Genomic DNA, 19,800 nt, shown 5'->3' with positions numbered 1-19,800 from the left:
AATGGCTGAAGTATTAAAAAAAGTAGATGTGGTAACAGTTGGAGCAGGATGGACTGGAGGTATAGTGGCTGCAGAGCTTACTAAAGCAGGTTTGAATGTACTTAGTTTAGAACGCGGACATATGCAAAGTACTGAAAATTTTAATTTTATCCATGATGAGTGGAGATACGGGATTAATTATGGTTTGATGCAAGATTGCTCGAAAGACACTGTGACTTTTCGCCATGATCCTAGTGGTTTAGCCTTGCCTTATCGTAAAATGGGTTCGTTTTTATTGGGTAATAATGTTGGCGGTGCAGGGGTGCATTGGAATGGTTGGACTTTTAGGTTTATGCCTTATGACTTTGAAATTCAAACCCTAAGCAAACAAAGATATGGTAATAAATTAGGTAATGATTATACTTTGCAAGATTGGGGTGTGACTTATAAGGATATGGAGCCTTATTATGATAGATTTGAAAAAACCTGTGGGGTATCAGGTGAGCCAAATCCTTTAGCAGAAAAAATGGGAGCTTTTAGATCCAGTCCTTATCCACAAGAACCTCTTGAAAATACTAAAATGCTTAAACGATTTGAAAGTGCAGCAAAAAGTTCAAATTTACACACTTATCGTTTGCCAGCTTCAAATTCTAAAGGTGGCTATACAAACCCTGATGGTCAAGATTTAGCTCCTTGTCAATACTGTGCGTATTGTGAGCGTTTTGGTTGTGAGTATGGCGCAAAAGCAAGTCCTTTAAACACAGTAATTCCAAAGGCTATGAGCACAGGTAAATACACCATACGCACTTATAGTAATGTAACGCAAATTCTTAAAAAAGACGGAAAAGTAACAGGGGTAAAATTTGTCGATACTAGAACGATGAAAGAGTATATCCAGCCTGCTGATATAGTTGTACTTACAAGTTATATGTTTAACAATGCTAAGCTTTTAATGGTAAGTAACATAGGTGAGCAATACGATCCAAAAACAGGTAAAGGAACTTTAGGTAGAAATTATTGTTACCAAATGAATATGGGCACAACAGCTTTCTTTGATGAGCAATTTAACACCTTTATGGGTTCAGGTGCTTTAGGAACTACGAGTGATGATTTTAACGGAGATAATTTTGATCATTCTAAGGAAAAATTCCTTCATGGAGCTATGATTTATAGCGTTCAGCTTGGAACTCGCCCTATACAATCAGCCCCACTTCCAGCAGGAGCTCCAACTTGGGGTGCTGAATTTAAAAAAGCATTAAACTATAATTTCACAAGAGCTATTACCGTAGCAGGACAAGGTGCTTCTTTGCCTCATAAGAATAATTATTTAAGTCTTGATCCAACTTATAAAGATGCTTTTGGTATGCCACTTTTACGCTTAACTTATAATTTCACCGATCAAGATAGAGCTTTGCATAAATTTATCACAGATAAAACAGCTGAGGTAGCAAAAAGAATGCAAGGAGTAAAATCAATCAAAAAAGGTGCTTATCTTAAGGATTATAGCGTTGTGCCTTATCAATCTACTCATAACACAGGTGGAACAACCATGGGCGCAGATAGAGAAACTAGTGTGGTTAATACTTATTTACAACACTGGGATGCGGATAATCTTTTTGTTGTAGGAGCAGGAAATTTCCAACATAATAGTGGATATAATCCAACTGATACTGTGGGAGCTTTGGCTTATCGCTGTGCTGAAGGTATTTTAAAATATCATAAAAGTGGAAAAAGCTTAGCTTGATAATAACTTGAGAGTTTTTGAAAACTCTCAAGATTATAAATTTTTAATTTTTTCCGATATAGTATATAATATCAAGGAAGGCAAAAATGATTAATGGTGTAAATTTAAATTATAATTATAACACTTCAAATTTTAAACAAGATAAAAATATTGATTTTAAAATCAACAAACACGGAGTAGCCGTTATAACAGGAGAAGGTGCTTTGCCTTATCGTGGAAAAAAATTTGAGTATAATCCTAAAATATTCGGACTTGATGAAAGTATTAGCAAAAAAGATATGCAAGAATTTAACAACTTTATGAAGTCAAATGCTTTAAAAGACCCCAATAAAATAGAAAAATCCCCTTTAAAAGATTTTAATCCTGCTTATACAAAATGGGACCCAACTACGGAGAAAATGATGTTAGGTTTTTTTGTTTCTTATTCTAAGATGTTTCATTTGGGCTACGACATCATCAAAAAAGCCGATGAATTTTATAAAGAATTTGACGCACTTATAAGTAAAGATTTAAGCTTAAATGAGTTTAAAACTAAATACATAGATTTTAAGCAAAGACACGATGAATTTGTGAAAGAATACGAAATGGCTATGGGTGATAAAATGTTACTTGTTAATAATAATGATAACACGAACAATAAAAAAGCTGTGCTTAAAAATGATGATGATGCTTATTATGAATCCATAATAAAAAAATTTGGAGATCTTGAAAAATTTAAAGAAGAAAATGGCTATAATGGATCTCCTGATGTAAAAGAAGTAGAAAACTCTTTATATAAAAGATATATGGAAGATAAACTAAGCAAGGATGAAATAAAAATACTTAATAAATTTGGCACAGACTATCTTACAGAAGGCGTAGATTGGTCCGCACTTCATAAACGAAAAGTTGATCTTTTAAAAACTCTTACAAGTATGAATGAATTTGAGAAAATATGGGGTGCTGAAAGGGCACAAAGAGAAAAACAATTTTTTAATGAACTTGGTAAGCCACTTACTCAAGAAGATATAGATAGGTTCTTAGCTAATAAAAACAATCAAAAAGAAGACAAAGAAACTTTCAAACCTATACAAGCAGAAAGTAAAAACAAAGAAACTTATAAAGATGATAATACAAGAAATGATCTTGTAAAAAAACTATTAGAAGGTAAATTTAGCACAAGTAAAGAATTAGAACTTCTTTTTGGTGTGAAATTTAGTGATGATGATGCAGGAGAATTTAACAAAATCCTTTCTTCAAATTCTGCACCAAAAAGTATAGATATTAAGGCTTGAAAATGCAAAAATTTAAATTTTAAAAAGGATAAAAAATGATAGGCATTAACTCAACTTTCAATAATCCCTTTGTTAATCTTAATATTAACATTAAAAACAATAATAACTCTTCCTTAAATTCAAACACTTCAAATAATAGTGTAAAAAATCTACAAGATGCCCAAGACACTACTAAAACAAATAATAAAGTTTTAGGTTATGAAGTAGATAACGAGGGTTATTTTACAAGTGAATTTAATAAAGCAGCAGGAATTCCTGAGGATATAAAAATTCATTCTAGCACTATGGAAAGCTTAGTAAAAATATCTACGAATGAAAAAAATCCATTAAGAGCTTTTGAGAGTATAGACATTGCTAAAACCGTAGGAAATGCCTATAAAATTTTAAGTCAAGTTGTAGGCGAAGATGTGCTAAATTCTAAAGATAACTTTAACTTAGAAGAGATAGCCAACTTCCCACAAGGCTATGAATTTAATCGCCAAACTATGCAAGTAACGAAAATTTATAATTCTGCTATGGATTATTTAAATGCTGATATAGATTTTGATTATGAAAATACAACTGATACAAAAATAAACAAATTGTTTTTTAATACTACTGAAAATCTTATGAAAGGAAATTCTGCCACAGATATTTTTAATAATAATAATGACGGTGAAGAAAATATTAATACAGGGCAAATACACTAACAAAGATGGCACTATTACTAAAGGTGGGCTTTTAGTAGCTATTATAAATGAGAATATTTATACTAGAGAAGGAGAAGCTACGCGTTAAGGAAAAACTGAAGGCTTTGATAACTCTATGAGTGGTGAAGAAGTCAAAAAAGCTTGGAATGATAGAAACTATAATTTAAAGCTAGATAAAAATAGTATAGTTCAAGGTGCGGGTATTGTCGATACAAATAATGAAAATATAGAATTTACACCTTTAATTGAAATAATGCAAAAAGAGCAAAAAGAATTAATAAAATACTTACAGAGAAAACAAAAAATTGATATAACAATTTAAATCACATTAAAAGGTAAAAAATATGAATACTATAAATTCGAGTTTAAGCATTTTTGGAATAAGCACAACAAATAACTGGAATTTTGGCGATAAAAATACCGCTCAAATTCCAAATGATAAAAACAAGCTAAATGTTGCAAATTTAGATGAACTTCTAAAATCTTACAAAGATTATTATGATGAACTTACAAAAGAAATTCCTATCGCTAAAGGCTCTATACAAGATCAGATTTTAAAGGGTGAATTAAGCCAAGAAGATTTTAAAGCACAAAATAAAGCTTCGGTGCATTGGTTGGATGAAGACTTACAAAAAGAATATGTAAAAATTTATCACACAAGTATGAGTGTAGAAGAATTTAAACAAAAATGGTTAGATCTTCAAGCCAAACACGAAGCTAGATTTGGCGAAATTGCCGAGAAAAGCAGAAAAGATATTCAACAAGAAATGCAAACTGCACAAGAACAATATAACAACCAAAAAGAACAAGAAACAAAAACTTTTAAACCTATATAAGCAGAAAGTAAAAGCGAAACTTACAAAGATGAAGTAAAAACAAATTTTTGGCAACAATTTTTAAAAGTTCAACAAGAAAATGGAATGGATGTTTTAGAAATCTTAGAAATACTGAATAAGCAAGGCATAGATATAAAGGCTTGAAAATGCAAAAATTTAAATTATAAAAAGGATAAAAAATGTTAAATATTTTACATGCAAATTCAAATCATCGTTTCCATAAATGTATGCCTAAGGAAGTTCATCAAATATATGATACTTTAAAGCTTATGGAACAAGAAGAAGATAAACAAAAAGTAGAAGCCGAAGCTAAAAAAGAAGAACAAAGTAATTCTACAAATACAGATAAAGCAGATAATAAAAAGATAAATTTTTTAGATATATCTGTTTAATTTTAAAACAAAGCTTTATTTATAAGGAAGATTGGAGTAAATTTTTTATTTAAATTAAGGATTTTAAGATGCGATGTTGAATTTAATGTCGTTATTTTGTGAGTTTTGTTGATAAGTTCTAGCAACAAAATTTTTAAAGTCTTTATCAAAATTTAAATTTTTATCGTTGTTTTTTGAATCTTTATCTGTTTTTTCTAAGCTATTTTCTGAATTTTTGTCATCTTTTTCTTTATTTTCTTCTTCTTTTTCTTTGGCTTCTTCGGCTTTAAGCTTCATTGCTTCAGCTCTTGCTTCAAATTCCATTTTTGTAGCATTTGCTGCAACTTTATAGTCTTGTGGGCTAGGATCAGCAGGAGCCATAGCTGCTGCTGCGATTTGTCTTGCATTGGCTATAGTTTCTTCTGGTGTGTTTCCTTTTTGCATGCTGATAGGAACTTCGCCCGCTGTAGCATACATTTGATTATCAGGGCCTCTTGTGTAAGTAAAACTTGCAGCACCTGCTAAGCCGCCACCCGCTGCTTGATGTGCAGCTTCATGAGCTTTTACATTTCTATCGATACTTTGGAGTTCGCGAACTTGAGCTACTTCTTTTTGGCTTAGCTCTACGCCATTAACCATTTGGGTTTGTTCGCCATTTTTTTCTTTATCATCTTTATTTTCACTAAGATTTTTTTCATCTTTTTGAGTGGAATCAGATTGATTTGTTTTATCAAAAGAAGGTTTGCTAGAGTAGTAATCATAAGAGTTATAACTTGAACTAATTTGCATTTATCCTCCTTTTTGTTTTTTAAATTTTAGGAATTTTAACGCATTTTGACTTAAAAATTTGATAAATTTTGTAAAATAATCATAAATACAATTTCAAAGGAATGTAATGATTTATGAAAATGATTTGATTTATATAGAGAAAGAGGAGGCTCAAGTGCCTTGGCTTAAAATTTTTACTAAAGAAATTTATAAAGAATTTAGCGATTGTCCTTTAGAGTTGCAAAAAGAACTTTTTGAAAAAATTTTACTTTGTGAAAAGGCTATGATAGAATTTTACAAACCTGAAAAAATCAATATCGCCTCTTTTGCAAATTATGTGCCAAGGGTGCATTTTCATGTTATGGCAAGATTTAAAGAAGATGCGTTTTTTCCAGAGTGTATGTGGGGAAAACAGCAAAGAGAAGCAATAAAGCTTGACTTGCCTAAATTTGAAGAATTTGTAAAATTTTTAAATAGTAAAATTTTTTAATTTTTATTAATGATTTGTTATGTTTTATCTAATAAAATTTTTATATTGAAAATTACTATAAAAAAGGAAAAAAATGAAAAAAGTTTTATTAAGTTCATTGGTTGCGGTCTCTTTGTTAAGCACAGGTTTGTTTGCTAAAGAATATACTTTAGATAAAGCACATACAGATGTAGGTTTTAAAATCAAACATTTACAAATTAGCAATGTAAAAGGAAATTTCAAAGATTATTCTGCGGTGATTGATTTTGATCCTGCGAGTGCTGAGTTTAAAAAGCTTGATGCAACTATAAAAATCGCATCTGTAAATACAGAAAATCAAACAAGAGATAATCACTTACAACAAGATGATTTTTTCAAAGCAAAAAAATATCCTGATATGACTTTTACAATGAAAAAATATGAAAAAATCGATAATGAAAAAGGCAAAATGACAGGAACTTTAACTATAGCTGGAGTTTCTAAAGATATCGTTTTAGATACTGAAATCGGCGGTGTAGCTAAAGGCAAAGATGGAAAAGAAAAAATAGGTTTTTCTTTAAATGGAAAAATCAAACGCTCTGATTTTAAATTCGCGACAAGTACTTCAACTATTACTTTAAGTGATGATATTAATTTAAATATCGAAGTTGAAGCAAACGAAAAATAATTTTTTAGTCTAAGAGTCTTGCTCTTAGACTTTGTAAATTTTTATCCAAATTTTCTTCGCTTTCTTGCCAAATCAATTTAAAATCTGGTTTAAAATTTTCATTTTCTAAATTAAATTCCGTGTTTTTCAAGGTGGATTCTAAAAAAGCAAGATGATTTAAAGCTTGATTTTTATCATTAAAAATTAAAATAAAATCATTGTCTACGATGAAAATTTTTGCTCTAAAGCGTTTTAAAATTTTTGCAATTTGTTTTAAGATGAGTTTGGCATAGCTTTCTTTAGTGTCTTTTAGTTCATTAAAATGAAGCAAGGCAATGATATAGTTGTTTTTTCCCTTTGTAAAGCGTGTAAGGCTTTTTTCATTAGGTAGTTTTGTTAAGATGTCAAAAAAAGCCAATCTATAAGCGTGATTTAAAAGATAAAAACAAAAAACTAAACTTGCAAATTCAAAATACCTTATTCCTGCTCCTTCTTGAAATAAAAACTGAAAATATGCAGCAAAAAATGCGATAATAAGATAATATTCTTTAGTTTTAAAGGTTTTGATAAAAATGAGTATTAAGCCGACTAAAAAAAATAAAAATCCTAATTCACTCACAGGCTTAAAAAAATCTAATGCAATAAAATGAAATTCTAAACCAGCGCTATTAAAAGTAGTATTTCTAGGTAAAATGATACTTAAAATGCCTATAAAAATAAGGGTTGTAATTGAAGCAATATTTTTTTTATTTAAAATTAAAACATGATGTTTTCCAAGGCAAAATATGGTAAAAATCATAGGTAAAAACAAGGCGACAAATAAATTAGCTTGAAAAAAACTTGTATAAAAATAAGGTAACTTAGCTCCTAATAGCACTAAAGTCAAAAAGAAAATTTTTGAATTTTTAAAGTAAAAGGATAACACAAGTGCTGAAATTTCAAAAATAAAGCTCAATGATATTAAAAAATCTAATAAAAACATTTCAAATCCTTGATTTTAATAAAAGTGATAATTGTATAGAAAAAAGCTTAAAAGCGGGTTTTATTTAAATTTAGCAATTTCATCTTGTATAGTTTGTTCTATATGAAGTAATTCTTCATGAGTTTTTTTGCTATTTTCTAAAAGTTCATCAAATTTAAAGCCAAGCATAACAATACGATATAAATTGGGTTTATATTTTCTCCAATTATATAAAGTGCTAACATCAATGTCTAGTTCATATGCCATATCACGCTTGCTCTTTTTTGTCATTTTTTACCTTAAAAATTTAGCTTTTAAAAAATTTTACATTAAAATTTCTTTATTAAAAACACTTGAAATATTCAATTTTTTATATAAAATATATTTAATATTTCAATATTAATTAAGTGATAGTGTGGAATAATTCGAGATATTTTTTAATTTTCAAGGAGAAATGTATGGATTTTAATTCAGTTCTTTCTAATATTGGTGATAAGTTACCAAGAGATGGTTTAGCAGCAATTACGCTAAAAGAAAAATTTGAACGCTTAAGCGAAGAAAGAAAAAAGATGTGTTAAATCGACTTCCTATGCTTAAACTAAAAAGCCCTGCTTTGGTGTTTTGGATAGGAACTTTTTTATTTGGCCCTTTTGGAGTAGGGCGTTTTATGATAGGTGATATGGTTTTAGGTTTTGTGCGTTTAGCATTTGTGATTATTCCAAATAATTTTTAATATTGTTGCAAGTGAATCTTTGCAGAACATAGCATATATATTAGCACTTATGAATTGGATAGTCAATTGGACTATTTGGTGGATTGTAGATATGTTTTTAGTAGGTAAAAAACTTCGCAAACAAAATTATGAAAAAATTGTAAATATCATACAGTGATGATTATTTTATTTTAAAACTAATGAAAGAATGGAGATGAAAATGAGTGAAAAATATACACCTTTTGAAGTAGAGCCTACTTTACTTTATGAGAAAGATACTTATAAAATTGTTGCAGGAAAAGCATACACAAATAAAGATGAAAAATTTTGCATAGGCTTAAAATCAAATGGTTTTCCAGTAAATTCTTATCTTATATTTCCTCCACAGCTTAACTTAGATTTATTAAAAAGTCTTTTGAGGGAAGATGGTGCTAAAAATGATGAAATCATAGAATTTATTAAAATAATAATGGAGAAATAATGAAAAATATTTTATTAAGCTTGATGTTGGTTTTTTTATTTGCAGGATGTTTTAATAATAAGCCAAAATGCGATGATGAAGATGTTAAGCTTACGCTAAAAAGTATTTTAGATGATGATGAATGGGTTTATGTTGAGTATGGTTTAAATGAACAATCCTTAAGGGCGTTAAGGATAAATTCCAATGGTATGGATATGAGGGATTTAGAGGCTGCATTATCTACTGACACGCTTGGAGTTTTAAGGGCACATTTTAAACCTTTACTTGATTTGAAAGATTATGCTAATGAAGTGGTTTATACTTCTTTTGAAAGTTTTATAACCAAAGATAGCAAGGATAAAAAAACTAGTTTTTGTATGGCTAGTTTAAAATTTACTTATCCACAAATGCCTAATGAAATGCGAGAAAAATATTCAAGAGGCGCTTTAAAAGGAATTTTATTTGATGGAGGGGAATATGAAACTCAAATTTCTTATAGTGCTAGATTTAGCGATGATAAAAAGCAAGTTTTTGTAGAACTTTTGGATTATTAATTTATTTTGACAATGAAATTTTATTTTCATTGTCTATATAAAATTTATACTCAATTAATTTCAAGTCTTTTTTTGATACAATTTCTTAAAAATTTTTATAAGTAAAAAATTTAAGGAAAATCATGGTTGAAGTAAAAAATCTTACTATGCGTTTTGCAAATCAGCTTTTATTTGAAAATGTGAATTTAAAGCTTGTTCGAGGACAAAGATACGGACTTATTGGTGCTAATGGTGCGGGAAAATCGACTTTTTTGAAAATTCTTTCAGGAGAAATTGAGACAAGTAGTGGCGAAATAGTATTTGATGAAGGCTTGAAAATCGCAGTTTTAGGGCAAGATCAATTTGCTTTTGAAAATTACACCATCAAAGATGCAGTGATGTGTGCAAATAAGCGTTTGTATGAGGCTTTAAAAGAAAAAGAAAAGCTTTATATGAGCGAGGAATTTACTGATGAGATCAATGAACGCTTAGGTGAGCTTGAGATAATAACGGCCGAAGAAGATCCAAATTATGATTGTGAAACACGTTGTGAAAAAATTTTAAGTTCTTTAAAGATTAAAGATTTTGATGCTTTAATGAGCACCTTACAAAGTGCGGATAAATTTAAAGTCTTACTAGCTCAAGTTTTATTTTTGGGTGCTGATGTGCTTTTTTTAGATGAGCCTACAAATAACCTTGATTTAGAGGCGATTTCTTGGCTTGAAAATGAACTTTTAAGACATGAAGGAACTTTGGTTGTTATCTCTCATGATAGGCATTTTTTAAATAAAATTTGCACAAGAATTTTGGATGTGGATTTTAAACAAATTCGTGATTTTGCAGGAAATTATGATGATTGGTATATGGCTTCAACGCTTTTGGCAAAACAAGCTGAGCTTAAACGCGATAAAACCTTAAAAGAAAGAGAAGAATTAGAAAATTTCATTCGCCGTTTTAGCGCAAATGCTTCTAAGGCAAAACAAGCCACAAGCCGTGCTAAGGCACTTGAAAAACTAGAGCTTGAAGAGATTAAAATTTCAAGCCGTAGAGATCCTAGTATAGTGTTTAGAATCAATCGTGAAATAGGTAATGAAGTTTTAGAATTTAAAGGTATAGGCAAGGCTTATGATAAACAACTATTTTCAAATTTGGAGTTAAAAATAGAAAAAAATGATAAAATCGCTTTGATTGGGGCAAATGGTGTGGGCAAAAGTACTTTAGCAAAAATCATTGCCCATGCTATAAGTCCAGATAGCGGATCTATACATCTTGGGGCAACTATAGAGCTTGGATATTTTCCTCAAGATACAAGTAATTTAATTTGTGAAAATTTGAAACTTTATGAATGGCTGATGAGTGAAAAATTTAAAGATCTAGATGAAATCCGCAAGTGTTTAGGTAGAATGCTTTTTAGTGGCAGTGATCAAGAAAAAATGGCAGCAAGTTTAAGTGGAGGTGAAAAACATCGTTTAATGCTTTCTCGTTTAATGCTAGAGCGTCCGAATTTCTTGCTTTTAGATGAGCCTGATAACCATTTAGATCTTGAAAGTATTATTGCACTAGGTGAGGCTTTGTATAATTTCAAAGGTGTAGTGCTTTGTATCAGCCACGATAGGGAATTAGTTTCTGCTTTTGCTAATAGAATTTGGCATTTAGAAAATGGTAAGCTTACAGATTTTCGTGGAACTTATCAAGAATTTTTAGGAGAAAATGATGGCTAAATTTAGAATTCAATACAGCGCAGGTTTTGGGCATTATACACAAAATCACAAGGGTTTTGGGCCTACGATTTATATAGAAGAAGTGGTAGAGTTTGATAATGGCAAGGATTATTTTGATTATATAGATTTTTATAAAACTTATTCAAAGAGCGATGATACTTATTTTCATATCAGTTTTTTAGAAGATAGACCTCTAAGCGATAAAGAAATCACGATTCGCAATGAATACCGCAAAATGCGTGATGAAAACTGTAAAAAAGCCAAGGAAGAATTTATAGCCAACAATGAGCTTGATGTGGAGCATTTGCCTACTCATCATGATTAAAAAACATTGATTTTACATAAAAAGGAACGCTTTTTGCTTGTATAGTTTTTGCATATTTTGAAAGGAGAAAACTATGCAGGTAAATTATAGAACGATTAGCTCGTATGAATACGATGCTATTAGTGGTCAGTATAAACAGGTGGATAAACAGATTGAAGATTATTCTTCATCTGGAGATTCTGATTTTATGGATATGTTAAATAAGGCGGATGAGAAGTCAAGCGGAGATGCTTTAAATTCTAGCAGTAGTTTTCAAAGCAATGGGCAAAACTCAAATTCAAATTTAAGTAATTATGCTCAAATGTCAAATGTTTACGCTTATCGTTTTAGACAAAATGAAGGCGAGTTGTCTATGAGAGCTCAAAGTGCTAGCATTCACAATGATCTTGCGCAACAAGGTGCAAATGAACAAAGTAAGAATAATGCTTTGTTAAATGATTTATTGAACGCAATTTAATCAAAAGCTCCATTTTGGAGCTTTTGTATTTACTTGCAAGAATTTATAATTTCTCTATTTCAAAAGGTGCAAAATTTTTACAAAAAATTTCAAATTCTTGCTCCTCTTTTTCATTTAATTTGATATGTAATATAGCTTTGCAATCCTTAAAATCTTTTGTGAAATTAAAAGAATAAGTTTTTAAAAAATGTTCAAAACGATTTAAATTTTTTAAATCAATAGCAATGGATATATTTTTTTTCAATTCGAATGAAAGTAAAGAAGAATTATTAATCACGGCATTTGCTGCATCGCTATAAGCTCTTACAAGTCCGCCTGTACCAAGTTTTATACCGCCAAAATATCTTACAGTGATTAAAGCCGCATTGATAAGATCATAGCTTCTTAGAACATTTAAAGTTGGCATTCCAGAAGTTCCTTTAGGCTCTCCATTATCGCTTTTATCTTCTACAATTTGATTAAAATCATTTAAAACACGATAAGCATAGACAAAATGAACAGCTTTTGGATGCTCTTTTTTTAGCGTTTCTATTAAAAATTTAAAATCTTTAAAAGGGCAAAGAAAAGATAAGAAAGTAGATTTTTTAATATCGATTTGTGTTTGAAAAATTTGATCAATAGTTTGCATTTTTGCCTTTTTTTGTTTAAAATTATACTTATAAAAACTAAAATCAATTTGAGTCTTAGGGGTTATAATATGCCAAAAAAAATCAAAAAATTTCGAGTGATAGAATTTATGATTTTATTTTCAAATCTATTAAAGATGGAAAATTAAAACCTAATGATAGAGTTAAAGAACAAGATTTGGTAGAGCAATCAGGACTTAGCAGAACTTCTATAAGAGAAGCTTTGGGATTGTTGCAAAATGATGGAATTTTGGTGCAAGATGGTAAAAATGGACTTATTGTTGCAGGACTTGATTTGATTTCTATTACGAAGCTTTATGAGATCAGGGAATTATTAGAGGGTGAAGTTGCTAAACTTGCGACATTACACGCTTCTATGACCGAAATTGAAATTTTGGTCAATATTTTAAAAGTTCAAAAAAATATTAAAGAGCTTAATGAACTTAGGGCTAGTAATATTTTATTTCATCAGACTTTGTATCGTTGCTCAGGAAATCATTATCTTTTTAAAATTATGGAAAATTTGGATCGTTCTTTATTGCTTCTTGGTGATGGTACTTTAGCCAAGGAAAAACGTCCTAAAGAAGCTTACGAGGAGCATTTAGCTGTTGTTAATGCTATTAAAGAGAGAAATGCTTTAGAGGCAGAAAGATTAGCAAAATTTCATATTTAACAAGCTTGTAAAATTCGTTTAGATAATATACTTAAAAAATAATTTACTATTCTTAATTTTTAAATCTACTTAATTAAAAATACATAGATATTGACACTTGCAATCCAAATAAAAAATATTAATTTTTTATTTCAACTTTATGTGTAGTTTTGTAATTTAAAAAATACTTTTGAATACAAAAAATATTTTAGGACTAAAAAATTCCTAAAACTAGTTTATAATGAAAATAAAAAAGGAGGTTATATGGCAAGAAGGTGCAAGGGTGATGCTAAAACCATTTTTAGCGTTGCTAGCGGTAATTTTTTAGAAATGTATGATTTTGCGGTTTATGGTTTTTATGCTGGATTTATTGCTAAAGTGTTTTTTCCTGCTCAAAATGAATTTATTTCTTTGATGCAAAGTTTTATGGCCTTTGGAGTTGGCTTTTTAATGCGTCCTATCGGAGCTATAGTTCTTGGATCTTATATGGATAAGCATGGTAGAAAGAAAGGTCTTGTTGTAACTTTAGGCATTATGGCTTTTGGAAGTTTAACCATAGCCTGTTGTCCTGGCTATGAAAGTATAGGCATTTTAGCTCCTATTATTGTGGTAATTGGAAGGCTTTTGCAAGGTTTTAGTGCTGGAGCTGAAATAGGTGGAGCAAGTATTTATTTAGCAGAAATTGCACCAAAAAACTTACGCGGTTTTTATGTTTCTTGGCAAAGTGGATCTCAGCAAATTGCTACCATATTTGCGGGTGCTTTGGGTATACTTTTGCATTATCTTATAGGTGATGTTATTATGCAAGCTTGGGGCTGGAGAATCCCTTTTATCGTTGGATGTTTGGTTGTACCTTATATTTTTTACATAAGAAGAACTTTGGATGAAACACCTGAATTTAAAGCAAAAATTCACCAAGCTCCAAAAACCTTTGGAGCTATTTTCAAAAGCATTAGAGAAAATACACCTATAGTAATTTTTGGAATCATGTTTGTAATGATGACGACAGTAACTTTTTATTTTATCACTTCTTACACTCCAACTTTTGCCAATAAAGTTTTGCATTTTAGTAAATTAGAAAGCTTTATAATTACTGCTATTATAGGACTTAGCAATACTTTTTGGTTGCCATTTTCTGGCTTTCTTGGAGATAAAATAGGAAGAAAGCCTATTTTATTAACCATGACTTTTTTAGGTGTTGTCAGTGCTTATCCTATGTTAAATTTTTTAACAAATAATATTTCTTTTGCCAATTTGGTTTTAGTGGAATTATGGTTTAGTTTTATTTTTGGTGCTTATAATGGGGCTATGGTGGTTTCTTTATCAGAAATCATGCCTAAAAATGTAAAAGCTTTGGGTTTTTCTTTTTCTTATTCTATAGCGGTGGCAATTTTTGGAGGATTTACCCCTGCTGTTTCAACTTATTTGATAGAAAAAACTAGCAATCCTGCCTCTCCTGCATTTTGGCTTACCTTTGCAGCCATTTGTTCTTTTGTGGCTTCTTTGATTATTTTTAAAAAAGGTGGAATTTATGAAAGACAACAAAAAGGAGAATGAAATGGAATTTGATATAGTGGTTATAGGCGGGGGCAATGCAGCTCTTTGTGCAGCTATAGCAGCAGCTAGTAAAAAAGAAAATATAAAAATAGCACTTTTAGAAAGTTCTCCAAAAGAATGGAGAGGAGGAAATTCTCAACACACTAGAAATTTGCGTTCTATGCACGATGAGCCTACGGATGTCTTGACTCAAAGTTATAGCGAGGATGAGTTTTTTGAAGATGTTTTTAAGGTGACTAAGGGGCAAACTAATGAAGAATACGCTCGTTTTGTCATTTCTCGTACTCCAAAAGCGGTAGAGTTTGCTAAAAAATATGGAGTGCGTTTTCAACCTTCCATGCGAGGAACTTTGCACTTAGGACGCACAAATGCATTTTTCTTAGGGGGTGGAAAATCTTTAGTCAATGCTTATTTTAATGCGGCAAAAAATTTAGAGGTTGAAATTTTTTATGAATTTGAAGCTTTGGATTTGATGGTAGAAAATGGATGCTGTAAGGAAATTTTGGTTTTGGATAAAAAACAAAATCAAGAAGTGAAAATTAAAACTAAGGCTGTGATCGTTGCAAGCGGGGGATTTGAGTCAAATTTGGAATGGCTTGAAGAAGCTTGGGGACAAAGGGCTAAAAATTTTATCATCCGTGGAACTCGTTTTAATCAAGGTAAGATGCTAAAGGCTTTAGAGAAAAATCACGCACAAATTATAGGCGATCCCACTCAAGGGCATATGGTTGCTATTGATGCAAGGACTCCAAAATATGATGGAGGCATAGCTTCAAGGGTGGATTGTGTGTCTTTGGGTATAGTGGTAAATAAAAAGGCACAAAGATTTTATGATGAGGGTGAGGATTTTTGGCCAAAGCGTTATGCAATTTGGGGGCGTTTGGTGGCAAATGAAGAGGATCAAATCGCTTATTCTATCACTGATTCTAAGGTGCAAAAATGCTACATGCCTTCACTTTTTGAACCCATAGTGGCCAATTCTATTGAAGAATTAGCCACTAAAATGAACTTAGATCCAAAGGCTTTAAAGATGACTTTAGATGAATACAATCAAAGTGTTGTAGAAGGAGAATTTGATCACACTATACAGGATAATTGTCACACTCAAGGTTTAAAGATAGAAAAAACACATTGGGCTTTGAAAATAGATACTCCACCTTTTTATTGCTATCCTTTGCGTCCAGGTGTGACTTTTACCTACATGGGTGTGAAGGTGGATAAAAATGCAAGGGTATATCAAGAAAATGGAGAACTTTTTAAAAATATATTTGCAGCTGGTGAAATCATGGCAGGAAATATTTTAACCCAAGGCTATGTTGCAGGTTTTGGTATGAGTATAGGAAGCGTTTTTGGGCGTTTGGCTGGAGAAAATGCACTTGAGTTAGTAAAGGATATGAAATGAAAATTACAAAAATTTATGAAGAAGCACGAAAATCTTGCATTATATGCAATTCTTGTCGTTATTGTGAGGGGCTTTGTGCGGTGTTTCCAGCTATGGAAAAAAAGCGTGAATTTTCTTTAAAGGATATGGATTATTTGGCTAATTTATGCCACCAATGTTCTGAATGTTTTTATGATTGTCAATACGCCCAGCCACATGAATTTAATGTTTTGATTCCTAAACAATTTGCAGCTCTTAGGCAATACAGTTATGAAAAATACGCTTTTCCTAATTTTTTAGGCTTAGCTTTTAGGAAAAATGCGGTTTTAACCAGTATAGTTTTAATCCTTTGTTTATTTTTTGGATTTTGGAGCGCGAGTGCTTATGAGGGTGAAGATGTTAAAGGGAATTTTTTTGCTATTGTTTCTTATGATTATATGGTGAGTATTTTTGTTACGGTTTCACTTTTGGTGCTTTTAGCCCTTGTGGGCAGTGTGGCAAAATTCTATCATGCTATAGAAATAAAAAATCTCAATTTTACTGTTTTCATAAAAAGTTTAAAAGATGCTTTAAGCCTTAAATATCTAGGCGGACATAAAAATGAGGGTTGTACTTATCCTAATGAAAAGCGTTCTAATATAAGAAAAATATTTCATCATTTTACCGCTTATGGTTTTTTATTTTGTTTTATAGCGACTTCTTTAGGGGCTTTTTATCATCATTTTTTAAATTTAGTAGCCCCTTATGATTTTACCCAACTTCCTAAAATTTTTGGAAGCTTAGGAGGGATTATGCTTTGCATAGGAACTTTGGGACTTTTTGTTTTAAAAAGCGTAGCGGATAAAAACATAGTAGATAGTCAAAGTATGGACATGGATTATGTTTTTATTTTCATGCTTTTTTTAGTAAGTTTTACAGGGCTTTTACTCATGCTTTTAAAGCAAAGTTCTTTTTTGCCTTATATACTTTGGTTTCATTTAAGTTGTGTTTTGGCTTTTTTTATTATGATGCCTTATTCTAAATTTGTGCATATGTTTTATCGCTTTGTCGCACTTTTAAAATATAATAGCGAGGAAGAAATATGATATAATAATGCCTGTGTTTAAGGCATTATTTAAATTATTTTAAAAACAAAATTATTTTTTTATAAAACCAAAATCTTTTATTGATAAATTTATGATTATCTTTGATAAGATAAAGAAATTTAAGCGAAAGTGTTCGTGTATATAAAAAAGTTAGCACAAAGAATCAAGATTAAGATATGGAGAATTGCTTCAAGATATGAGTTAAACAGATGGAGATTTGCTTATTTATAAGATAAATAGTATTTTTTGGTAGTTAGTATTGCTTTATTTTTCTTATCCTATTTTAAGATATAGTAAGTACTCGTATTTATTTTTCTATTGTATTTTTGTTTGCCTTGACCGGTTTAAAATTTTTCCAATATTTATTAGTATTTATTTTTATCATTTGATTTGCTTTTTAATATTTATTTTGGTTGATATTTTAAGTTTAATTTTGTAAAATTTTCATTATGGAAAAAATCAAAAATTATAAACTTATCATCATTTTACTTAGTCTTGATTTATTGGCTTTGCTTTATGGAATTTCAACACTGAGTATTAGTGCTGATGAAGCTGATATTTATTTTGGTGAGCAGGGTAAATCACTTATTTTTTCCCATAGTTTGCTTTATTATATATCTCATTTTGGAACTTTTATTTTTGGGCAAAATGATTTTGGTTTAAGGCTTCCTTTTTTATTTTTTCATTTTTTAAGTTGTTTGCTTTTGTATTTGCTAGCTTTAAAATATACTAAAACTAAAATTGATGCTTTTTTTTCTTTATTGTTATTTGTTTTATTGCCGGGTACTGTTGCAAGTGCTTTGCTGGTTAATGCCGCATCTTTGGTGATTTTTTTAACCCTTGCTATATTATGTGCTTACGAATATGAAAAAAAATGGCTTTTTTATATATTATTGATTATAGTGTTATTTGTTGATAAATCTTTTAATATTTTATTTTTAACTTTTTTCTTTTTTGGAATTTATAAAAGAAATGCTATTTTATTTACCTTATCTCTTGTTTTGTTTGGAGTGAGTATCAGTTTTTATGGTTTTGATACAGGTGGTCGCCCAAGAGGTTATTTTTTAGATACTTTAGGAATTTTTGCTGCATGTTTTTCTCCTTTGGTTTTTGTGTATTTTTTTTATACTATTTATCGTTTAACTTTTCAGAAATATAAAAATTTATTATGGTTTTTAATGAGTGTAACATTTGTATTTTGTTTGTTGCTTTCTTTAAGACAAAAACTTTTTTTAGATGATTTTTTGCCTTTTTGTGTTATTTGCACTCCTTTGCTTATAAAAACTTTAATGCAAAGTTATAGGGTGAGATTACCAGTTTTTCGATTAAGGTATAAAATCTTTATAGAATGTTCTATAATTTTTTTAATATTTTGTTACTTTTTAATCGTCGCTAATCAATTATTGTATTATTTTATAAACAATCCAAATCGTCATTTTGCCAATAATTATCATTTTGCTAAAGAATTGGCGCTAGAATTAAAAAAACAAGATGTTTTAGAGCTTGCAACAGCCCCAAGTTTGCAAAAAAGATTGCGATTCTATGGAATAAAAAATAGCAATAAGTTTTATTTAAAAGCTTTAAAACAAGCCGATAGGCATGATATGGACAAAAAAATTGTTAAGGTAAAACTTGGAAAATATGAAAAAGTATATCAGATTTTAAACTATGATTAAAGCTTTTAATTTGTTAGAATTTGTGTTTATAATTCTCATTTTGGGTATAGTTTTTAATTTAGGCAGTCTTTACTTAAAAAAAGACAATCTACTAGAAGGTGCAATACAAATTCTTAATGATATCCAATATACCCAAAGTTTAGCCATGATGCAAGAAGGCATAAGAGTTGATGAGTTGGCTATCGCAAAAAGAGAGTGGTTTAAAAGTAAATGGCAGATTTATTTTATAAAATCAGCTGCCACAGGTTATGATCAAACATATACTATTTTCTTGGATAAAAATGGCGATGGAAATGCTAATTTAGGTAAAACTGAAATCAATATAGATAGAGAAATTGCTGTTGATGTAATCAATCATAACAAATTAATGAATTCAGGTCAAAGTGGAGTTATTAGTAAAGATGATGAAAAAACTACACAAAGATTTAATCTTACAAAAAGATTCGGAATAGAAAAGGTTGAATTCAAAGGATCTTGTTCAGGATTTACTAGATTAGTATTTGATGAAATGGGCAGAGTGTATTCTCCGTTAAAAAATGCCAATTATGCATATGAAAAAACTTTAGCAAAGAATAATTCAGATTGCATTATACGTTTGTTATCAAAAAAGCATGCTCTTTGTATCGTTGTAGATACGCTTAGCGGTTATGCTTATATTCCAGATTTTAAAACACTTAAAAGTCAATTTGTTAATATAAAAAATAAAAATTACGAGTGCTCTAAAATATAGCCCCCATTTTTTAAACCCACCAAATACTTATATAAATACTTACACAAATATTTATACTATTTAATCCTTTATTTAATCCCTCTTTAAGTTTAATTGGTTATACTTTCATTTCCTTTTTTGAAAAAAGGACTTAAAATCTTTTAAATTA

The 19,800-nt window shown here is 29.9% G+C and carries 23 protein-coding genes and 2 pseudogenes; 21 read left to right on the top strand and 4 right to left on the bottom strand.

All coding sequences use genetic code 11. The features are described 5' to 3' along the window. Position 1 precedes the first annotated feature (1 nt). From ELQ11_RS02680 to ELQ11_RS02655, 7 genes and pseudogenes are all read left to right on the top strand, one after another. Positions 2-1,723: a GMC family oxidoreductase gene (locus ELQ11_RS02680; RefSeq protein WP_002872556.1), complete on the top strand. Its 1,722-nt coding sequence runs from the start codon at positions 2-4 to the stop codon at positions 1,721-1,723. A gap of 86 nt (positions 1,724-1,809) precedes the next feature. Continuing rightward, positions 1,810-2,349, top strand: a pseudogene (locus ELQ11_RS10040) (hypothetical protein); the annotation flags it as partial. Then, on the top strand, positions 2,326-2,997 hold the full coding sequence (locus tag ELQ11_RS02675; protein WP_230100180.1) for a hypothetical protein: 672 nt from the start codon (positions 2,326-2,328) through the stop codon (positions 2,995-2,997). The pseudogene ELQ11_RS10040 and the gene ELQ11_RS02675, both read left to right, overlap by 24 nt. A 35-nt stretch (positions 2,998-3,032) precedes the next feature. Further along, the gene (locus ELQ11_RS02670) at positions 3,033-3,686 is read left to right on the top strand and encodes a hypothetical protein (RefSeq protein ID WP_208359337.1); all 654 of its coding nucleotides are present in this window, start codon (positions 3,033-3,035) and stop codon (positions 3,684-3,686) included. A 115-nt stretch (positions 3,687-3,801) separates the two neighbouring features. Then, entirely contained in the window at positions 3,802-4,008 is a 207-nt protein-coding gene (locus ELQ11_RS02665) for a hypothetical protein (protein ID WP_126264449.1), read from the top strand. A gap of 22 nt (positions 4,009-4,030) precedes the next feature. Further along, complete coding sequence (locus ELQ11_RS02660; protein ID WP_072223960.1) at positions 4,031-4,522, top strand: hypothetical protein; 492 nt, start codon at positions 4,031-4,033, stop codon at positions 4,520-4,522. A 179-nt stretch (positions 4,523-4,701) separates the two neighbouring features. Further along, positions 4,702-4,914 carry a hypothetical protein gene (locus tag ELQ11_RS02655; protein WP_070240053.1) on the top strand — a complete coding sequence of 71 codons (213 nt, stop codon included), beginning with the start codon at positions 4,702-4,704 and terminating at the stop codon, positions 4,912-4,914. 63 nt (positions 4,915-4,977) lie between these two features. Here ELQ11_RS02655 and ELQ11_RS02650 read toward each other — a convergent pair whose 3' ends face one another. Continuing rightward, complete coding sequence (locus ELQ11_RS02650; RefSeq protein WP_070240055.1) at positions 4,978-5,682, bottom strand: putative metalloprotease CJM1_0395 family protein; 705 nt, start codon at positions 5,680-5,682, stop codon at positions 4,978-4,980. A 106-nt stretch (positions 5,683-5,788) separates the two neighbouring features. Here ELQ11_RS02650 and ELQ11_RS02645 point away from each other — a divergent pair, with 106 nt between their 5' ends. Together ELQ11_RS02645 and ELQ11_RS02640 are read left to right on the top strand one after the other, a co-directional pair. Next, the gene (locus tag ELQ11_RS02645; protein WP_002857306.1) at positions 5,789-6,151 is read left to right on the top strand and encodes an HIT family protein; all 363 of its coding nucleotides are present in this window, start codon (positions 5,789-5,791) and stop codon (positions 6,149-6,151) included. A gap of 73 nt (positions 6,152-6,224) precedes the next feature. Continuing rightward, entirely contained in the window at positions 6,225-6,797 is a 573-nt protein-coding gene (locus tag ELQ11_RS02640) for a YceI family protein (protein WP_002870418.1), read from the top strand. A 4-nt stretch (positions 6,798-6,801) separates the two neighbouring features. Here the strand turns inward: ELQ11_RS02640 and ELQ11_RS02635 are convergent, their stop codons facing one another. Further along, complete coding sequence (locus ELQ11_RS02635) at positions 6,802-7,758, bottom strand: hypothetical protein (protein ID WP_134225132.1); 957 nt, start codon at positions 7,756-7,758, stop codon at positions 6,802-6,804. A 60-nt stretch (positions 7,759-7,818) separates the two neighbouring features. Continuing rightward, positions 7,819-8,028 (bottom strand): transcriptional regulator, encoded by a 210-nt coding sequence (locus ELQ11_RS02630; RefSeq protein ID WP_002778401.1) that lies wholly within the window; start codon positions 8,026-8,028, stop codon positions 7,819-7,821. Between the two features lie 167 nt (positions 8,029-8,195). Between ELQ11_RS02630 and ELQ11_RS10260 the strand changes: the two are divergent. From ELQ11_RS10260 to ELQ11_RS02605, 6 genes and pseudogenes are all read left to right on the top strand, one after another. Beyond that, positions 8,196-8,627: pseudogene (locus tag ELQ11_RS10260) on the top strand (hypothetical protein). A 42-nt stretch (positions 8,628-8,669) separates the two neighbouring features. Beyond that, positions 8,670-8,930, top strand: a complete 261-nt coding sequence (locus ELQ11_RS02625; protein ID WP_126264447.1) for a hypothetical protein — start codon at positions 8,670-8,672, stop codon at positions 8,928-8,930. After that, a complete protein-coding gene (locus ELQ11_RS02620) occupies positions 8,930-9,463 on the top strand; it encodes a hypothetical protein (RefSeq protein WP_002861172.1) in 534 nt (177 codons plus the stop codon). The genes ELQ11_RS02625 and ELQ11_RS02620 overlap by 1 nt, the downstream gene beginning before the upstream one ends. A gap of 122 nt (positions 9,464-9,585) precedes the next feature. Continuing rightward, positions 9,586-11,163: an ABC-F family ATP-binding cassette domain-containing protein gene (locus tag ELQ11_RS02615; protein ID WP_052858581.1), complete on the top strand. Its 1,578-nt coding sequence runs from the start codon at positions 9,586-9,588 to the stop codon at positions 11,161-11,163. Continuing rightward, positions 11,153-11,488, top strand: a complete 336-nt coding sequence (locus ELQ11_RS02610; RefSeq protein WP_002859498.1) for a hypothetical protein — start codon at positions 11,153-11,155, stop codon at positions 11,486-11,488. Before ELQ11_RS02615 ends, ELQ11_RS02610 begins: the two co-directional genes overlap by 11 nt. 73 nt (positions 11,489-11,561) lie before the next feature. Then, positions 11,562-11,945: a hypothetical protein gene (locus ELQ11_RS02605; protein ID WP_072223959.1), complete on the top strand. Its 384-nt coding sequence runs from the start codon at positions 11,562-11,564 to the stop codon at positions 11,943-11,945. Between the two features lie 43 nt (positions 11,946-11,988). Here ELQ11_RS02605 and ELQ11_RS02600 read toward each other — a convergent pair whose 3' ends face one another. After that, on the bottom strand, positions 11,989-12,573 hold the full coding sequence (locus ELQ11_RS02600) for a YigZ family protein (RefSeq protein WP_072223958.1): 585 nt from the start codon (positions 12,571-12,573) through the stop codon (positions 11,989-11,991). 89 nt (positions 12,574-12,662) lie between these two features. Here ELQ11_RS02600 and ELQ11_RS02595 point away from each other — a divergent pair, with 89 nt between their 5' ends. The 6 genes from ELQ11_RS02595 to ELQ11_RS02570 all read left to right on the top strand — a co-directional run bounded on the left by ELQ11_RS02595 (position 12,663) and on the right by ELQ11_RS02570 (position 19,652). Next, complete coding sequence (locus ELQ11_RS02595; protein ID WP_052949576.1) at positions 12,663-13,244, top strand: GntR family transcriptional regulator; 582 nt, start codon at positions 12,663-12,665, stop codon at positions 13,242-13,244. 243 nt (positions 13,245-13,487) lie between these two features. Further along, positions 13,488-14,780 carry an MFS transporter gene (locus tag ELQ11_RS02590; protein WP_072223957.1) on the top strand — a complete coding sequence of 431 codons (1,293 nt, stop codon included), beginning with the start codon at positions 13,488-13,490 and terminating at the stop codon, positions 14,778-14,780. After that, positions 14,755-16,182, top strand: coding sequence for an FAD-dependent tricarballylate dehydrogenase TcuA (tcuA, locus tag ELQ11_RS02585; protein ID WP_072223956.1), 1,428 nt, complete (start codon positions 14,755-14,757; stop codon positions 16,180-16,182). Before ELQ11_RS02590 ends, tcuA begins: the two co-directional genes overlap by 26 nt. Continuing rightward, complete coding sequence (gene tcuB, locus ELQ11_RS02580; protein WP_002870430.1) at positions 16,179-17,246, top strand: tricarballylate utilization 4Fe-4S protein TcuB; 1,068 nt, start codon at positions 16,179-16,181, stop codon at positions 17,244-17,246. Before tcuA ends, tcuB begins: the two co-directional genes overlap by 4 nt. A gap of 449 nt (positions 17,247-17,695) precedes the next feature. Next, the gene (locus ELQ11_RS02575; RefSeq protein ID WP_002870431.1) at positions 17,696-18,922 is read left to right on the top strand and encodes a hypothetical protein; all 1,227 of its coding nucleotides are present in this window, start codon (positions 17,696-17,698) and stop codon (positions 18,920-18,922) included. Continuing rightward, a complete protein-coding gene (locus ELQ11_RS02570) occupies positions 18,915-19,652 on the top strand; it encodes a hypothetical protein (RefSeq protein ID WP_002870432.1) in 738 nt (245 codons plus the stop codon). The genes ELQ11_RS02575 and ELQ11_RS02570 overlap by 8 nt, the downstream gene beginning before the upstream one ends. The last annotated feature ends 148 nt before the right edge of the window (positions 19,653-19,800 follow it).

Source organism: Campylobacter sp. US50a (assembly GCF_004379015.1).
Classification (GTDB): Bacteria; Campylobacterota; Campylobacteria; order Campylobacterales; family Campylobacteraceae; genus Campylobacter_D; species Campylobacter_D jejuni.
The sequence above is the reverse complement of the archived record's forward strand: the minus strand, read 5'-3'. Positions and strand labels throughout refer to the sequence as shown.

Bases quoted from the DNA above. Each gene is read 5' to 3' on its own strand.
- ELQ11_RS02680 (WP_002872556.1), top strand. From the start codon at position 2: ATGGCTGAAGTATTAAAAAAAGTAGATGTGGTAACAGTTGGAGCAGGA.
- ELQ11_RS02635 (WP_134225132.1), bottom strand. From the start codon at position 7,758: ATGTTTTTATTAGATTTTTTAATATCATTGAGCTTTATTTTTGAAATT.
- ELQ11_RS02590 (WP_072223957.1), top strand. From the start codon at position 13,488: ATGGCAAGAAGGTGCAAGGGTGATGCTAAAACCATTTTTAGCGTTGCT.
- ELQ11_RS02570 (WP_002870432.1), top strand. From the start codon at position 18,915: ATGATTAAAGCTTTTAATTTGTTAGAATTTGTGTTTATAATTCTCATT.
- ELQ11_RS02610 (WP_002859498.1), top strand. From the start codon at position 11,153: ATGATGGCTAAATTTAGAATTCAATACAGCGCAGGTTTTGGGCATTAT.
- ELQ11_RS02605 (WP_072223959.1), top strand. From the start codon at position 11,562: ATGCAGGTAAATTATAGAACGATTAGCTCGTATGAATACGATGCTATT.
- ELQ11_RS02660 (WP_072223960.1), top strand. From the start codon at position 4,031: ATGAATACTATAAATTCGAGTTTAAGCATTTTTGGAATAAGCACAACA.
- ELQ11_RS02615 (WP_052858581.1), top strand. From the start codon at position 9,586: ATGGTTGAAGTAAAAAATCTTACTATGCGTTTTGCAAATCAGCTTTTA.
- ELQ11_RS02665 (WP_126264449.1), top strand. From the start codon at position 3,802: ATGAGTGGTGAAGAAGTCAAAAAAGCTTGGAATGATAGAAACTATAAT.
- tcuA (WP_072223956.1), top strand. From the start codon at position 14,755: ATGAAAGACAACAAAAAGGAGAATGAAATGGAATTTGATATAGTGGTT.
- ELQ11_RS02675 (WP_230100180.1), top strand. From the start codon at position 2,326: ATGTTACTTGTTAATAATAATGATAACACGAACAATAAAAAAGCTGTG.
- tcuB (WP_002870430.1), top strand. From the start codon at position 16,179: ATGAAAATTACAAAAATTTATGAAGAAGCACGAAAATCTTGCATTATA.
- ELQ11_RS02620 (WP_002861172.1), top strand. From the start codon at position 8,930: ATGAAAAATATTTTATTAAGCTTGATGTTGGTTTTTTTATTTGCAGGA.
- ELQ11_RS02575 (WP_002870431.1), top strand. From the start codon at position 17,696: ATGGAAAAAATCAAAAATTATAAACTTATCATCATTTTACTTAGTCTT.
- ELQ11_RS02600 (WP_072223958.1), bottom strand. From the start codon at position 12,573: ATGCAAACTATTGATCAAATTTTTCAAACACAAATCGATATTAAAAAA.
- ELQ11_RS02645 (WP_002857306.1), top strand. From the start codon at position 5,789: ATGATTTATGAAAATGATTTGATTTATATAGAGAAAGAGGAGGCTCAA.
- ELQ11_RS02630 (WP_002778401.1), bottom strand. From the start codon at position 8,028: ATGACAAAAAAGAGCAAGCGTGATATGGCATATGAACTAGACATTGAT.
- ELQ11_RS02625 (WP_126264447.1), top strand. From the start codon at position 8,670: ATGAGTGAAAAATATACACCTTTTGAAGTAGAGCCTACTTTACTTTAT.
- ELQ11_RS02640 (WP_002870418.1), top strand. From the start codon at position 6,225: ATGAAAAAAGTTTTATTAAGTTCATTGGTTGCGGTCTCTTTGTTAAGC.
- ELQ11_RS02650 (WP_070240055.1), bottom strand. From the start codon at position 5,682: ATGCAAATTAGTTCAAGTTATAACTCTTATGATTACTACTCTAGCAAA.
- ELQ11_RS02670 (WP_208359337.1), top strand. From the start codon at position 3,033: ATGATAGGCATTAACTCAACTTTCAATAATCCCTTTGTTAATCTTAAT.
- ELQ11_RS02655 (WP_070240053.1), top strand. From the start codon at position 4,702: ATGTTAAATATTTTACATGCAAATTCAAATCATCGTTTCCATAAATGT.